This is a genomic window from Arthrobacter sp. Soil761 (assembly GCF_001428325.1).
Classification (GTDB): Bacteria; Actinomycetota; Actinomycetes; order Actinomycetales; family Micrococcaceae; genus Arthrobacter.
The window spans coordinates 181197-194989 of sequence record NZ_LMSF01000028.1; the positions used below are offsets into that span (position 1 = coordinate 181197).

At 66.0% G+C, this 13793-nt stretch carries 14 protein-coding genes and 2 pseudogenes; 9 read left to right on the top strand and 7 right to left on the bottom strand.

Annotated elements, in window-relative coordinates; translation table 11 throughout:
* Positions 1 to 207: 207 nt before the first annotated feature.
* Positions 208 to 1155: a sigma-70 family RNA polymerase sigma factor gene (locus tag ASG79_RS15370; protein ID WP_056392295.1), complete on the bottom strand. Its 948-nt coding sequence runs from the start codon at positions 1153 to 1155 to the stop codon at positions 208 to 210.
* Positions 1156 to 1306: 151 nt separating this feature from the next.
* On the opposite strand from ASG79_RS15370, the gene ASG79_RS15375 reads away from it, so the two are divergent.
* Complete coding sequence (locus ASG79_RS15375) at positions 1307 to 2347, top strand: NAD-dependent epimerase/dehydratase family protein (protein ID WP_056392297.1); 1041 nt, start codon at positions 1307 to 1309, stop codon at positions 2345 to 2347.
* Positions 2348 to 2403: 56 nt separating this feature from the next.
* Here ASG79_RS15375 and ASG79_RS15380 read toward each other — a convergent pair whose 3' ends face one another.
* On the bottom strand, positions 2404 to 3120 hold the full coding sequence (locus ASG79_RS15380; protein ID WP_156400219.1) for a hypothetical protein: 717 nt from the start codon (positions 3118 to 3120) through the stop codon (positions 2404 to 2406).
* 187 nt (positions 3121 to 3307) lie between these two features.
* Between ASG79_RS15380 and ASG79_RS23130 the strand changes: the two are divergent.
* The 3 genes and pseudogenes from ASG79_RS23130 to ASG79_RS15390 all read left to right on the top strand — a co-directional run.
* Positions 3308 to 3649: pseudogene (locus ASG79_RS23130) on the top strand (hypothetical protein); the annotation flags it as partial.
* Position 3650: 1 nt separating this feature from the next.
* Positions 3651 to 4500: pseudogene (locus ASG79_RS15385) on the top strand (hypothetical protein); the annotation flags it as partial.
* The coding region (locus ASG79_RS15390) for a phage holin family protein (protein WP_235509822.1) at positions 4500 to 4930 on the top strand (431 nt) is incomplete at its 3' end. The pseudogene ASG79_RS15385 and the gene ASG79_RS15390, both read left to right, overlap by 1 nt.
* Positions 4931 to 5592: 662 nt before the next feature.
* Here the strand turns inward: ASG79_RS15390 and ASG79_RS15400 are convergent.
* Positions 5593 to 6426 (bottom strand): LysR family substrate-binding domain-containing protein, encoded by an 834-nt coding sequence (locus ASG79_RS15400; RefSeq protein ID WP_018769914.1) that lies wholly within the window; start codon positions 6424 to 6426, stop codon positions 5593 to 5595.
* Here ASG79_RS15400 and ASG79_RS15405 point away from each other — a divergent pair.
* Positions 6389 to 6793, top strand: a complete 405-nt coding sequence (locus ASG79_RS15405; RefSeq protein WP_026265869.1) for a DUF5997 family protein — start codon at positions 6389 to 6391, stop codon at positions 6791 to 6793. The two genes, ASG79_RS15400 and ASG79_RS15405, sit on opposite strands and share 38 nt — an antisense overlap.
* Positions 6794 to 6796: 3 nt before the next feature.
* Here the strand turns inward: ASG79_RS15405 and ASG79_RS15410 are convergent, their stop codons facing one another.
* Positions 6797 to 7177 carry a VOC family protein gene (locus tag ASG79_RS15410; RefSeq protein ID WP_056392303.1) on the bottom strand — a complete coding sequence of 127 codons (381 nt, stop codon included), beginning with the start codon at positions 7175 to 7177 and terminating at the stop codon, positions 6797 to 6799.
* A 215-nt stretch (positions 7178 to 7392) separates the two neighbouring features.
* On the opposite strand from ASG79_RS15410, the gene ASG79_RS15415 reads away from it, so the two are divergent.
* Complete coding sequence (locus ASG79_RS15415) at positions 7393 to 8049, top strand: hypothetical protein (protein WP_056392304.1); 657 nt, start codon at positions 7393 to 7395, stop codon at positions 8047 to 8049.
* Positions 8050 to 8108: 59 nt separating this feature from the next.
* Complete coding sequence (locus tag ASG79_RS15420; protein ID WP_018769909.1) at positions 8109 to 8717, top strand: DUF6919 domain-containing protein; 609 nt, start codon at positions 8109 to 8111, stop codon at positions 8715 to 8717.
* A gap of 38 nt (positions 8718 to 8755) precedes the next feature.
* On the opposite strand, the gene ASG79_RS15425 is transcribed toward ASG79_RS15420, so the two are convergent.
* Together ASG79_RS15425 and ASG79_RS15430 are read right to left on the bottom strand one after the other, a co-directional pair.
* Entirely contained in the window at positions 8756 to 9238 is a 483-nt protein-coding gene (locus ASG79_RS15425; RefSeq protein WP_018769908.1) for a pyridoxamine 5'-phosphate oxidase family protein, read from the bottom strand.
* A 66-nt stretch (positions 9239 to 9304) separates the two neighbouring features.
* Positions 9305 to 10696, bottom strand: a complete 1392-nt coding sequence (locus tag ASG79_RS15430; protein WP_018769907.1) for a flavin monoamine oxidase family protein — start codon at positions 10694 to 10696, stop codon at positions 9305 to 9307.
* A 135-nt stretch (positions 10697 to 10831) separates the two neighbouring features.
* Between ASG79_RS15430 and ASG79_RS15435 the strand changes: the two genes are divergently transcribed.
* Entirely contained in the window at positions 10832 to 11545 is a 714-nt protein-coding gene (locus tag ASG79_RS15435; RefSeq protein ID WP_026265867.1) for a TetR/AcrR family transcriptional regulator, read from the top strand.
* A gap of 30 nt (positions 11546 to 11575) precedes the next feature.
* On the opposite strand, the gene ASG79_RS15440 is transcribed toward ASG79_RS15435, so the two are convergent.
* Positions 11576 to 12505: an NADP-dependent oxidoreductase gene (locus ASG79_RS15440; protein WP_056392521.1), complete on the bottom strand. Its 930-nt coding sequence runs from the start codon at positions 12503 to 12505 to the stop codon at positions 11576 to 11578.
* Between the two features lie 154 nt (positions 12506 to 12659).
* Between ASG79_RS15440 and ASG79_RS15445 the strand changes: the two genes are divergently transcribed.
* Positions 12660 to 13787, top strand: coding sequence for an L-talarate/galactarate dehydratase (locus tag ASG79_RS15445; protein ID WP_018769904.1), 1128 nt, complete (start codon positions 12660 to 12662; stop codon positions 13785 to 13787).
* Positions 13788 to 13793: the final 6 nt, after the last annotated feature.

Below are 13793 nucleotides of genomic sequence, written 5' to 3' on the forward strand. Positions count from 1 at the left end.
GATGCTCCTAAACAGGGCCACGGCCTCTTTCAGCCGCAGGAGCGTGTTTCCTTTCGGCGGCTGAACAGGCAAGATAGGATGCCTGTTGCTGCAGGCACTCCCTCCGGGGCGCTTCGCAGCCCCTCCCGGCAGCCGGCGATGATGTGCTTCCGCGGCCGCCACCCGCCGTCGTCCGTTGACTGCGCGGGTCCGGTCGAAGGCCGGGCTTTACCTGGTCCCCGCACCGCCGAAGCGGCGGCCGGCACCTGCGCCGGTGTGCCCGTTCCGGGCACGGCGGAAAGGCGCGGAGTGGTTGGCTGTCCGGCCTGCCGGCACAACCCGGGATGAGGTCCCGTTGCCGGCGGCATCCTCCGGCGCGCCGAACTGGGCGCCGGCCTCCAGGCGCCGCTGCAGTTCCACCAGCACCTTGGCCAAACGGCGGGACACCTGCATCTGGGACATCCCCAACCGCTTCCCCAGCTGCACCTGCGTCTCCTCACAGAAGTAGCGCCGGTACAAAAGCTCCCGGTCCGAGTCATCCAGGTCCTGCATGGCGTCCCGCAGGCAGGCGAGTTCCTCAAGCCGTTCCAGGGGCGTCTCGGGGCTTGCCAGGACGTCGCCGATGGACGGGGCATCCGAGTTGGGGTTCGCGGCGTCAAGGGAGTCCGGGTGCATGCTGCTGGATGCCGAGATGGCCTCCTGCACCTCAGCCGGGTCGCTTCCCAATTCGCTGGCCAGTTCGGCGACGCTGGGATTCCGGCCCAGGGATTGGGTCAGTTCCGGCTCTGCACGGAACAGCCGCGTCCTCAGGTCCTGGATGTGGCGTGGCGGGCGCACAACCCAGGTCCGGTCGCGGAGATACCTCTTGAGTTCGCCCGTGATGGTGGGCGCGGCGTAGGCCGGAAAGCTATCGCCCTTGGCCTGGTCAAAGCCGCGGGCCGCTTTGACCAGGCCAAGGTAGGCCACCTGGTTCAGGTCTGCCCGCTCCCGGCCGCGGGCCTCAAAACGGGCGGCCAAAGCCTCGGCGAGGTCCAGGTACCGGAGGACCAGTTCGTTTTCAAACGTTTCCCGCAGCCGTCCTGAGGTTGCGGGAGGAGTGGGTTGTTGTGCCGGTTCGGGCTGTTGGCAGCGGACAGGGGCAGCGTCCACGGCAAATGCGGCAAAGGATTCGGGCATGAGTGTTGGTTTCCCTCGGTCTGGTTCCGAAAGCCTGCGGCAAGACTTAGAAGCAGCAAATCATAAGGTTGCTTATAAAACAATGCTTCTCCGCTGTAGGCTCGTCCTGAAGGGCCCGCAACCAGTCCAAGCGTGCAAAGGAGTCGTTGGCATGCGCATTGCCATCACCGGGGCCAGCGGAAACGCGGGAACAGCACTGCTGCGCAACCTGCAGGGCCACGTCGCCCGAAAGCCCGGGAGCCTGCAGTTGGTTGGCATCAGCCGGAGGGTGCCTGACACGTCCCGGGACCCCTACGGCGGCGTGCAGTGGCACAGCCTGGACGTGGGCCTGGAACAGGACAGGCCGCTGCTCGAGAAGGCGCTCGAAGGGGTTGATTCCGTCGTCCACCTGGCGTGGCAGATCCAGCCGAACCGCGATTTGCCCCTCCTGCACCGCACCAATGTCACAGGCACCAGGAATGTCCTCGACGCTGCCGGAAAGATGGGCGTCAAACAGGTTGTCTGCGCCTCGTCCGTCGGCGCCTACAGCAAGGCGGACAAAGACCGGCGCAGGGACGAGTCCTGGCCCGCCACCGGGATGGCCGGATCGCATTACAGCCGCCACAAAGCCGAGCAGGAAAAGCTCCTTGACCAGTTCGCCGCCGCTGAACCGGAGATTTCGGTCGCCAGGCTGCGGCCGGCCCTCATCTTCCAGGGAAACGCAGGGAGTGAAATTGGCAGGTACTTCCTGGGAAGGGTTCTTTCGCAGCTCGTACCCCGCAAACCCTGGGTTCCATTGCTGCCGGTCCCGGACAACCTGGTCTTCCAGGCCGTGCACGCGGACGACGTGGCAGAGGCCTACTGGCGGGTGGTGGACCAGCGGGCCAGCGGAGCCTTCAACATCGCCGCCGAGCCGGTTTTGACCCCGCAGGAACTGGGCCGCATCCTGGGCGCCAAGAGGATCCTCCCCATTCCCATGCGGCTGCTTCACGCCGTGGTGGACTTGACGTGGCGGGCACGTATCCAGCCCACAGATTCCGGATGGGTGGAGATGGCGGCGGGCGCGCCCATCATGGACACCAGCCGCGCACAACGGATCCTGGGGTGGGAACCACGGGTGTCATCAATAGACGCCGTCAAGGAAGTCCTCGCGGGCATGGGAACGGGGGAAGGCGTTGGCCCTTCCCCCGCTCTCAAGCCGCGGCGGCCCTAGCGCTTAAGACCCCGGGCTCAACCACTGCGGCCGCCGCCTGCGGCCGCTTGCGGGCCTTAGATACGCGGGTTTTCCCTGCCGCGCGCATCACGTCCCGTGGGGGTGTCTGGATTTTCCGAACTAGTTGGATTTTCCGAAGTGCCCGTATTTCCCGGGGTGCCAGTCTCATCGCGATGACGCCTCCGCTCGGATTCGGCGCCAGTCATGCCCGCCGGCATATCCGACCCGTTTCCGCCGTCAATCGTGCCGCGGCTGCCGCGGCCGTCATGTGGCAGGTCGGCATGGCGGCCCTCCACGTATCCCGCGTCCCCGCCCGTAGCCCGGCCGGCACCAGCGTCGGAAGGTCCACGCCCGTCAGGGCCGGCATTCCCGTATTCCGCCTGGCGGCCGTCTGGGCCCGCCGCCTGGTCCCGCCGGCCATCCCGGCCGACGTCGGGATCGAGCTCGTCCGCCTTCCGGGTGTGGCTGGCTACGTCGCCACGCAGGGCCTGCGCCTCATGGGCCCGCTGCTCGGCTTCCTGCCGAAGGCGCGCCGCGTCGACCTGTGCCTGTTCGGCGTCGGCGCGTGCCCGGGTGGCCTTGGCTTCCCTCTCGCGGGCGTCGATTTCCATGTTCTCGGCTTCACGCCGGATCTCTGCCGCCTTTTCCCGGTGCTCCTGGTCCCGCTTCTGCTGGAGGGCCTTCCGGCGCTTTCCGCCGGCCAAAAGGAGCACCACGATCAGTGCAATGACAACGATGGCAACTATCACCCAAACCCATGGAGCTGTATCCATGTTTCCCACCACTTTCCACTTCGTTGTGACCGGGCAGGCCCTCGCCATTCCGGCTGACATTTTTGGAACGGTTATAACTCGCTTAGCAAGGGTACTTACTTTTTATTAGTAACCATGCTTATCATTTTACGGCCAGTATTGCTGGTTCTTGATCAACAACCGGCCTTCTTGGAAAGAGAGAGCGAAGATGACAGAGAACCAATGGCCCGAGGACCCCGCTTACACGACTCCTCCGGGCAGCACAGGAATCCCCGGTGAACGGGAGGCCACCACCTTCCCGTCAACCGCCAGCCCATACGCGGGCGAGGCCGGAACCGGCTACCCCACCACCGGTGACACCTCTGCGTCCTCGCGCAAAGACGCTGCCAAGGAAGAGGCTTCCAACGTTGCTGGTGAAGCCGCATCAGCCGCCCAGAATGTAGCGGAGACCGCCAAGGGCGAGGCCGCGAATGTGGCCCACGAGGCCAAGCTCAATGCCCAGGACCTGCTCCACCCTCGGAGTCGCCCAGCCAGCGCCCCGCCACGAGCGNCAACAGCCTCGTTGACCTTCTCCACCCACTGCCGGCAGCCAAGGAAGAGGCTTCCAACGTTGCTGGTGAAGCCGCATCAGCCGCCCAGAATGTAGCGGAGACCGCCAAGGGCGAGGCCGCGAATGTGGCCCACGAGGCCAAGCTCAATGCCCAGGACCTGCTTCACCAGGCCAAGTCGGGCCTGACCACCCAGGCCGGTACGCAGCAGCAGAAGGCCGCCGAGGGCATCCGCAACATTTCCAGCCAACTGCACAGCATGGCCAGCGCCCCGGACCAGCAGGGCATGGCCAGCGACCTTGTCAGGCAGGCAGCCGAGCGGACCTCCTCCATCGCGTCCTGGCTGGAGAACCGGGAACCCGGCGACCTCCTGAACGAGGTCCAGCGGTACGCCCGCAACAATCCCGGCACGTTCCTGCTCCTCGCCGCCGGCGCCGGTGTCCTTGCCGGACGCCTCACCCGCGGCCTCACCGCAGGCGCGCCAGAAACTTCATCCACTTCTGCCGGCACCAGGACATCCGACCTGTCCGGCCAGTACTCCGGCACCCCCTACGGTGGCCAGTACAACCAGACAACCCCCGTTGCCGGCGGGACCGTTCCTCCGCCTCCGGTCCAGCTCCCCGGCCCGGCCACCACTACGGCCGGTTACGACGGCGGTGCCCCCGGCAGCAGCTATCCGGAGGCAGCGGGGCCGGCCAGCGGCCTGGACAGCCCGCAGCTGGTAGAAGAACCGTGGTCCGGCAACCAGCTCTCGGACGATCCGCTGCGTGACCGCGCAGTCGCCGACGATCCCATGGCAAACGACCCCCTCACGCAGGACCGCACCCGGGGCGGCCAGACGGGTGGCCTGTAATGAGTAGCCAGATTCCGGAAATGCCGCCGAGTGCGGCGCATGTGAAAGCGGACAACGCGTCCCTGGGCGAGCTGCTGGGCGACGTGACCCGGGACCTGTCCACCCTGATGCGCCAGGAAGTGGAACTGGCCAAGGCCGAACTCAAACAATCCACCTCCCGCGCAGGGAAAGGCGCCGGCATGCTCGCCGGCGCCGGCGTCGGCGGACACTTCGTCCTGCTCTTCCTCTCCCTGGCCCTGGTGTGGGCCCTGGGCGCCATCATGCCCTTGGGCTGGTCCGCACTGATCGTCGCCGTCATCTGGGCCATCATCGCCGCCGTCCTGGCCTCCACCGGCCGCAAGGAACTCAAGCAGATCAAAGGCCTGCCCCAAACCGGGGAAACCCTCTCAGAAATTCCCCCAACCCTAAAACCAGGTGAGGTAAACCGATGNAAACGCCGATGCTCTGGAGCATGGGGTTGAAACCGACAAGGTCAAAGACGCCGTCACCGGCGTCAAGGAGAAAATCATGGGCGCCGCAGACAACGCCACCACCAGGGTCCACGACACCACCGCCACCGGCGCCGGRCACACCACCAACGCCATGCACACCGCCGGCGACAGCCTCCACCAGGCAGGCGACACCGTCTCGRCMAAACTCAGCGACGCCGGCCACGCCGTCTCCGCCGCCCCGGACCAGGTCAAAGCCAAAACCGCCGGCAACCCRCTCGCCGCCGGCCTGATCGCCTTCGGCGCCGGRCTCCTGGTCTCCTCCCTGATCCCGGCAAGCCAGAAGGAACGCGAAGCCGCGGACCAGCTCAAAACCGCAGCCCAGCCCCTGGCAACCCAGGTCACCGACGCCGCCAAAACCRTGGCCCAGGACCTCAAGGAACCAGCCCAGGAAGCCATGGAAAACGTCAAGGCCACCGCCACCGACGCCGCCCAAAACGTCAAACTCGAAGGCCAACAAGCCGCCACCGACGTCAAAGACCGCGCTACCGACGCCAAAGACCACGTCCAAAACACGTAACCCGCGTGGGTATCCACGTACCAAAGCAAAGCCGGCTCCGCATCCCGCGGGCCGGCTTTGCCGTTGCCGGGCCTGGACTCCTGCCTAGCGCTTGCCCTTCTTTCGGGACCCTTTCCCCCGGCCCTTGTCCGGGTTGGGGGCGTATCTCTGGGCTACCTTGGGCGCCTTTTTGGCGCCGGTGCCGCGGCGGTCCGGCTTCGGATCCTTCTTGACCTTGACCGGCTGGGCCGAGGGCTGGCGTGAGCTTTGGGCAGTGCGTCCGCGCACGATGCCGATGAACTCCTCCAGCACCTCATCCGTGGCCTCCGTCGGCCAGGCCAGCGCGATCTCAGTTCCGTCCGCGCCGGTGAGCCTGCGCGCCACCGTGTCCTTGACGTTGAAGTGGCGGGCCACCGACATGGGGAGGACCACCAGGCCGGCGCCGGCGGCAACCACCTGGAGCGCGGCCTCCGGTCCGCCCAGGGCAGCAACATCGAGGAATGACTCCTGCGCCAGGTCGGCCAGGGCCACTTCCTCGAACACTGAAATCTCGTGCCCCTTCGGCGCCACCACCACCGGCTGTTCCTCGTAGAGCGGTATGACGCTGAGCCCTTCCCGCTCGATGGGAAGGCGGACAAAACCCATGTCCGCCGCGCCGTCCCGCAGCTTCCCAAGCTGCGCGCCGTCGTCGACCATGAATGCCTCAAGGGGAATATGCGGCATCCGCTCTTCCCAGCGGCGGATCCATTTGCCCGGCGTCACGCCGGCCACGTATGCGATGCGCAGCACCCGGGGTGCCGCCTGGTCGGCCGGCCCGTCAGGGGCGGATTGGGCATCAGGCGAGGGGGTATTGTCGGAGGGCACGTCTTCACAGTACCCGCCGCCCGGATACCCTTGAAGCATGACCTCTGCAAACTCCCAGTCCATGAAGCCGGCCACCGTTGCCAAGAAACTTGGCATCTATCTCCCGGCCACGCCGCAGGAGTTCCAGGATTCAACCATCACCCGCGAGGAGTTCGCCGAACTGCAGGCCAACCCGCCGGAATGGCTCGCCGAGCTCCGCCGCAACGGCCCGCACCCCCGCCCCGTGGTGGCACAGAAGCTGAACGTGTCCATCAGCGGCCTAACCCGCGGCGGCGTGGAGGAAGCACTGACGACGGCGGAAATCACCGCGCTGCTGCAGGCTCCGCCGCAGTGGCTGGTCACCGAACGTGCCACCCACGCGGCTGTCCGCGCGGAGGCCCAGCGGGTCAAGGAAGAGGCCGCGAAGAAGCAGGCGAAGAAGGACCGCACCCAGGCCCGTTAGCCCTCAGTCCTGGTGGATCTGGATGTAGTTTCCGCAGCCGTCGTCGAACACTGCACTGGTCCCGAACGGATCCGTGGTGGGCGGGGTCTTGAAGCTGACTCCGGCGGCCACCAGCCTGTCGTATTCCGCCTGCACATCGGGAACCCCGAAGACTATTGCGGGTAGGCCCGCCTCGCGCACGGCGTTCATGTAGTTCGCGCCGATTGGGTTGTCGCTGGGCTCGAGGAGGAGTCCTACTGAACTGTCGTCCGCTCCCGGGTCTTTGATGATGTAGAGGTTGTACTCCGGCATGGCCATGAGCGTGTCAAAGCCGAGCGTTCCCGTATAGAAGGCATGGGCGGCGGCGGGGTCCTGGACGTGGATGCTGCACATTTTGAGTCGCATGCCTTCACCGTACCGCTCAGCTCCTGACGGTTTGCAGTGCCTTGGACCAGGAAATGACCTGATCAAGCAGCGGCTGCAGCGCCTCTTCCGCCCCTTCTGACGGTGTGAGGTTGTGGCACGCCTTCTCCGCCATTGACGCTGCGCCCGGGAGACGGTGCAATGGAAGGACCAGCCCGGCCTCTTCCGGCCCGGGGGCTGGGCGCTGGAGGTGCAGGATGTCAGTTGTGGCGGAGTCTCTGATGCAGGGGCTGCTTCAAGGTGCGTGGGCGGTCCTGCTGTGCGGTCCCGTGCTGGTGGCCAGCGTGGCCGCCACGGTCTTTGTTGTCCGACGCCGGGCTTTGGCTTCCGGAGGCAGCGCACCAGCCGGCAACGCACTGGCCGGCCGCGCAGCGGAGGCTCCGGACCAGCTGTTTTGGGACCTGTTCCTGGGTGCCTGTGTCGCCCTTCCCGCGTTGATTATCCCCGCCCTGGTCTCGCCGTGGGCTGGACTGCTGTTGACAGGGGCAGCTGCCGCTGCCGGCATCGCCGCCTACCTTGGCAGCCCCCGGTTCCTGGCCTGGCGCACCGCCCGCCGGGAAGGGCGGCGGCAGCGTTCGGCCCACCAGGCCGCCAGCGCGCATCACGACGAGCTCATGGTCCGGTGGCAGCGCTACGAACTTGATCCGGCGTACAGCATCGACTACCCGGCACTGACTGACGTGCGGCTGCCCGAAACGTCGGCACTGATCAAGGCGATGCGGACGGCGGACCAGTTGCGGACGGCCGCGCACAAGGGTTACCCGGACGCCGTCGGAAGGCTGGCTGCGTCATTGGCAGCGGCGGAACGGGCGGCGGGAATCCCGGCGGCGCTGCCTGCGGAGCAGGCCACCTGAGGTTAACTGCTGTGTCGCCGGCGGTGGATCAGCGGAGAGCCCGGCGGTAGCATCCCAGGATGAAGCCTGAGGAACTGCCTGTCCACGATCAGTATGGCCGCCTGCTGGAGGACCGCGGAGTCTGGCGGCAGGCCACCACACTGGAAGCGGCCGGCGAACTGACTGCCCGGTGGCTGGAGGGCGGGAGTTCTTACCAGCCTGGACACTTTGCGCCGGGCTCCGACGACGAGACCAAACCCATCGCCACAGACTTGGCAGAGCTGAACCGTCACGGGTTGTTCACCAAGGAATCCCAGCCCGGCATCCGTAACGGGGCCGCGGCCCAACGGGAGTACGTCACCGGATTCTGCAGCGCCGCCACCGCCGGTGAACTGCTGGCGCTGTCCACCCGCACCGAACTGGTGACCGTGGCACATGCACCGGGCGAGGCAAGCAGTGCAGCCATCCCGGTAACCCTTGCCGGATCGGAAGTCACCACCGTGCTCGGCTCCAGCGAGAACCCCGTTGAGGAGGAACAGATCCGGGACTGGGCAGAGGAAACCAATGATGCCCTGGCCCTGCTCCTGGCCGACTCCTGGTACGTGGAAATCCTGGATCCGGTCTGGGGAAGGAACGGCGTACTGTTTCCGGCGGTCTTGCAGGCACTGAAAGGGGCGGAGCAGCCCTAGCCGCTCCGCCCCGTTCGCTTACCCGGCGCTCCCGGGAACTACAGCTCCACGGTGCCGCTTTCACCGACACTCATCCGGCTGTTGGTGACCTTTGCCTTCACCCACTGCAGCACCGTGGCGGCCGTGCCGCCGGGGCTGGTCCAGTACTCGGCAGAATCCGAATCGACGCGCAGCAGGCACACCTCGGGGGTATCCGGGCCATCAGGGAACCAGGCTTCAACCGCCTGGTTCCACAGTTCACGGATTTTTGCCCGGTCTGTGACCACTTCGGCGGTCCCGGCCACGGAAACCCATTCGGTCTTCCTGCCAAAGGCGACGTTCACGCGCGGATCAGCCCGGACATGCGCAACCTGGGAAGTGCCAAGGCCGGTGAAGAACCACATGTCGCCGTCGTCCTTTACCTCCTGGACGGCCAGCGGCCGGCTGACGAGGGCGCCTTCTTCGTTGATGGTGGTGACCATCCCGATCCTGGAATCGTTGATGATCTCAGTAACCTTGCTGATGCTCTGGGCGTCAGTCATGCCTCACCTCGTTCGTCGAAAGTCGGGGACGCTCCCCGCCGCCAGCCTATTAGTAAGCATGCTTATTTACCAGCCAGCGGCCACCGGCACCTTTGCCACCTCGGCGATGCGTGCAGCGGTAATCCGGCCCATGCGGACCGCGCCGTCCACGTGCTGGTAGCCCTCGGCAGCAAGGTCGGACGATGACCAGTAGATGGGGCCCACGGGTGCATGCTGGTCCTTGCCGTAACGGTGCAGTCCGCCCAGGTCGTAGCTGGCGGCGTAGGCGCCGCGGGTCCACTCCTCCGAGCCCCAGTCGGACTCGTAGTAGACCTCCGGCGCCAGGGCCTCGTCGCCAAGGTAGCCGGCGATCGATTCCAGGATGGCCTTCCGGCGCTCTTCGGCGCTGAGTTCGAAGACGGCGTCCGCCTTCTCATCCGACACGAAGCCCACCAGGGTGCCGCGCGGATCGCCGTGGTTGGTGTTGTCGTAGACCTCCTGGACCAGGGCGTCCGCCCCGAAGCAGGTGCCGGAGAGTCCCTTGTCCCGCCAGAAGGGCGTGCTGTAGACGGCGTGCACCTTGATCACCAGGCCCAGGGACTGGTGCTGGTGCATCTGGTGCTGGCGGCGCGGCAGCGGCGGGTTGAAGGAGACGCGGGAGTAAAGGTTCGGCGGTACGGCCATGATCACAAACCGGGCGTTGACCGTGGCCCGGTCGGATTCAACGGTGACCCGGTGGCCGCCGTCGGAATCCGGCTCCCAGTTGACGGTGCGCACCGGGGAGTTAAGGATTACGTCGTCACCCAGCTGCTGCGCCTGCAGCAGCGAGACCTGCTGCATTCCGCCCACCACGCGGCGGTCCAGGATGAAATCCTCGTCCGTCAGGTGGGTGAACGAACCTGCGGAGGCTGCCATCAGGACGGCCTGCAGGGCAGAGAAGGCGTGGGCCGGCTTGGTCAGCATGCCGCCGGCGATAAAGAGGCCAATGTTCTTGCACGCTTCCTCGTTGCCCGAGTTCTGCCGGAGCCAGTGATGGAAGGAAATGGTGTCCAGTTCACGCGCCTTGGGATGCGCCCAGGGCTCTGTGGGGCCGATTTCCGCCGCAAGGCCGTCCAGCAGGGCCACCAGGCGGTCCATTTCGACGGCGGTGTCCGGATCCACCGGGAACGTGTCACCCGTATAGCGCACGGGTGCGCCGTCCGCGCCGATGTAGATGGACTCCCCTTCGCGGTAGCGCGGGTACGTTTCCAGGTTCAGCTCCTGGAGCAGGTCCAGGAGTACGGTCTGGTCCGGGGAAACCCACTGGCCGCCGATTTCGAGCATGGCACCGTCCACCGTGTCGGTCCAGGTGCGGCCGCCCACGCGGTCACGGGCCTCGAGCACGGCGACCGTGAGGCCGGCCTTTTTCAGTTCGCGGGCGGCGGTGAGTCCGGACGGCCCGGCTCCGACGACCACGACGTCGCGGTTCAGGTTCAGCATGATGTCCTCTCTGGGCCCCTTAGTGACGGGGACCACTAAATGAATGCCATTCATTTATGAGAACTATAGCGGGTGCCTGCCGGGAGGGGAAGTGCCGGGTGGAATAATGCAGGGGACATCGACGAAAGGGCAGCAATGCCGGCAGTATCAGCCGCACAGGGACGCTCCACCAGCAACGGCGGAGCACAAAGGAGGCGGGCAGGCAGGCCGTCTGCGGCCGTGCTGGCCAAGTCCGGAATTACCGAAGCCGCGCTGGAACTGATCAGCCGCAAGGGATATGACGGGCTGACCATGGCCGCCCTGGCAAAGGTGCTGGACGTCGCTCCCTCCGCCCTCTACAACCATGTGGCATCAAAGCAGGACGTCCTGCTGCTGGTGGAGGACCACCTGATGTCCCTGGTGGACGTTACGGGTTTCGGCGGCGGGAGCTGGGAGGACGCCGTCCGGACCTGGGCGTGGAGCTACCGGGATGTCTTCGCCGAGCACACACCGCTGATTCCCGTGATCGCCGTCCTGCCCGTGACGGACGCGCCGCAGACCCTTGCCATGTACGAAACCGTGAGCAAGGGGTTCCTCGACGCCGGCTTCCCCCAGGAGCGCATCATCCCCGCCATCGTGGCGCTGGAGTCCTTCATCTTCGGCTCCGCTTACGACGTCACCGCTCCGGAGGACATTTTCGATTCCGGCTCCATGGCCGGCTCCACCCCCAACTTCTCTGCCGCGGTGCGCAGTTCGGCAGCTGGCCGGGAGCGTGGCCGGCCTGCCGACACCGCCTTCAGCCTGGGGCTTGATGCGCTGATCTCCGGGCTGGGGGCTCTGCGGACACAGGACGCCACATCCGGTTCATAGCGCTGGCCGCCGTGCCGCAAAAGCCCTGAATCAGGCTTCTCCGTCCACGGCCACCACGATCTTGCCCCGGGTATGGCCCTCCATGTTCAGGCGGAAAGCCTCCGCGGACTGAGCCAACGGAAGAACCTTGGCAACCTCTACCCTGATGTTGTTCCGGTCCACCAACCCGGCGAGCTCCTGCAGGTCTGCTCCCACCGGACTGACCCACATCCAGGTGCCGCCGTGCTCCTCCACTTCGCTGTCGGCGATGGATGCATGCCTGCCCCCTTCAGCCAGTACGGCCAGCGTCGCCTCAAGATTGCCTCCAGCGAAGTCGGCAACGACCTCCACGCCGGCGGGACGCAATGCACGAACACGCTCCACGAGCCCTTCCCCATAGGCAACCGGCTCGGCCCCCAAGGAGCGGAGGAATTCATGGTTCTTTTCGGAGGCCGTTGCAATGACCTTCGCACCCAATGCCACCGCAATCTGGATGCCCAGCGACCCCACTCCACCGGCGCCACCGTGGATAAGGACAGTCTCACCGGACGCGAGGCCCAGGCGGTTCAGGACCTGGTAAGCGGTCAGTCCGGCCAGCGGAAGCCCCGCCGATTCGTTCCATCCCAGAGACTCGGGCTTGCGGGCCAGCAGCCGTTCCGGCAATGCGATGTACTCGGCAAAACTTCCGCCATGGACATAGTCTTTCCGGCCGTAGGCAATGACCTCGTCACTGGGCTGGAACGCCCGGGCGTCGATCCCCACCGACTCGACGACCCCCGCCACGTCCCATCCCGGGATCGCGGGAAACTGCAGGTCCATTGCCGCATCCAGGTAACCGGCCATGATCTTCCAGTCCACGGGGTTCACCGAGGCTGCCTTCACTTTGACCAGGACCATCCCCGGCCCCACCTTCGGCATCGGCCTCTCGGTCAATTCAAGGACGTCCGGGCTTCCGTATTCGCTGTAGGTAATTGCCTTCATGCCTGCGACAACGGCGCAGGGGTCCGCCACTATTCCTGCTCCGGCCCGGGAGTGTCGCACCACACCTCCGGCGGATGTACTTGTAATACAAGTCTGCTACTTATATCCTAAGCAGGTGGGGCGAAGGAGCCCTATCCCGCCTCCAGGAGAACTTATGAGCACCGTTGATCTGATCCGGCACGTCAAACTGTCCACCGCCCGCCTTCCCCTCGCCGTTCCCATCAGCGACGCCAAGGTCTTCACCGGGCGGCAGAAGCCCATGACCGAGGTGGTCTTCCTGTTCGCGGAGATCACCACGGAGCTGGGCCACTCCGGCATCGGCTTCAGCTACTCCAAGCGCGCGGGCGGCCCGGCGCAGTACGCCCACGCCAAGGAAGTCGCCGAAGGCCTCATCGGCGAGGACCCCAACGACATCGCGAAGATCTACACCAAGCTCCTGTGGGCAGGTGCCTCGGTGGGCCGGTCCGGCGTCGCCACCCAGGCTCTCGCCGCCGTCGACATTGCTTTGTACGACCTCAAGGCCAAGCGCGCAGGCCTGCCGCTGGCGAAGTTCCTGGGCTCATACCGCGACTCCGTCCGGACGTACAACACTTCCGGCGGCTTCCTGAATGCCACCCTGGACGAAGTTAAGGCCCGGGCCACGCAGTCCGTCGAGGAAGGCATCGGTGGCATCAAAATCAAGGTTGGCCTTCCCGACAGCAAGGAAGACCTCCGCCGCGTGGCAGGGATCCGCGAACACATCGGCTGGGACGTGCCGCTCATGGTGGACGCAAACCAGCAATGGGACCGTGCCACCGCCTTGCGGATGGGACGCCGCCTCGAGGAATTCGACCTGGTCTGGATCGAGGAGCCCTTGGACGCCTACGACTTCGAAGGGCATGCCCATCTGGCACAGGTCCTGGACACGCCCATTGCCACCGGCGAGATGCTGGCGTCCGTGGCCGAGCACAAGGGCTTGATCACCGCCAATGGCTGCGACATCATCCAGCCCGACGCCCCGCGCGTGGGCGGCATCACCCAGTTCCTGCGCCTCGCCGCCCTCGCAGACGAACGCGGGCTGGGCCTGGCACCGCACTTCGCCATGGAAATCCACCTCCACCTCGCGGCGGCCTACCCCCGTGAACCCTGGGTGGAGCACTTCGACTGGCTGGACCCGCTGTTCAATGAACGGCTGGAAACCAAAGACGGCCGCATGATCGTTCCGGACCGCCCGGGCCTTGGCATCACGCTCAGCGATCAGGCCCGTGCCTGGACCACCGAGCGCGTAGAGTTCGGCGCGTAATCTTGA

Bases quoted from the DNA above. Each gene is read 5' to 3' on its own strand.
- ASG79_RS15375 (WP_056392297.1), top strand. From the start codon at position 1,307: ATGCGCATTGCCATCACCGGGGCCAGCGGAAACGCGGGAACAGCACTG.
- ASG79_RS15410 (WP_056392303.1), bottom strand. From the start codon at position 7,177: ATGCGACTCAAAATGTGCAGCATCCACGTCCAGGACCCCGCCGCCGCC.
- ASG79_RS15435 (WP_026265867.1), top strand. From the start codon at position 10,832: ATGCCGGCAGTATCAGCCGCACAGGGACGCTCCACCAGCAACGGCGGA.
- ASG79_RS15440 (WP_056392521.1), bottom strand. From the start codon at position 12,505: ATGAAGGCAATTACCTACAGCGAATACGGAAGCCCGGACGTCCTTGAA.
- ASG79_RS15415 (WP_056392304.1), top strand. From the start codon at position 7,393: ATGTCAGTTGTGGCGGAGTCTCTGATGCAGGGGCTGCTTCAAGGTGCG.
- ASG79_RS15430 (WP_018769907.1), bottom strand. From the start codon at position 10,696: ATGCTGAACCTGAACCGCGACGTCGTGGTCGTCGGAGCCGGGCCGTCC.
- ASG79_RS15405 (WP_026265869.1), top strand. From the start codon at position 6,389: ATGACCTCTGCAAACTCCCAGTCCATGAAGCCGGCCACCGTTGCCAAG.
- ASG79_RS15370 (WP_056392295.1), bottom strand. From the start codon at position 1,155: ATGCCCGAATCCTTTGCCGCATTTGCCGTGGACGCTGCCCCTGTCCGC.
- ASG79_RS15425 (WP_018769908.1), bottom strand. From the start codon at position 9,238: ATGACTGACGCCCAGAGCATCAGCAAGGTTACTGAGATCATCAACGAT.
- ASG79_RS15380 (WP_156400219.1), bottom strand. From the start codon at position 3,120: ATGGATACAGCTCCATGGGTTTGGGTGATAGTTGCCATCGTTGTCATT.
- ASG79_RS15420 (WP_018769909.1), top strand. From the start codon at position 8,109: ATGAAGCCTGAGGAACTGCCTGTCCACGATCAGTATGGCCGCCTGCTG.
- ASG79_RS15445 (WP_018769904.1), top strand. From the start codon at position 12,660: ATGAGCACCGTTGATCTGATCCGGCACGTCAAACTGTCCACCGCCCGC.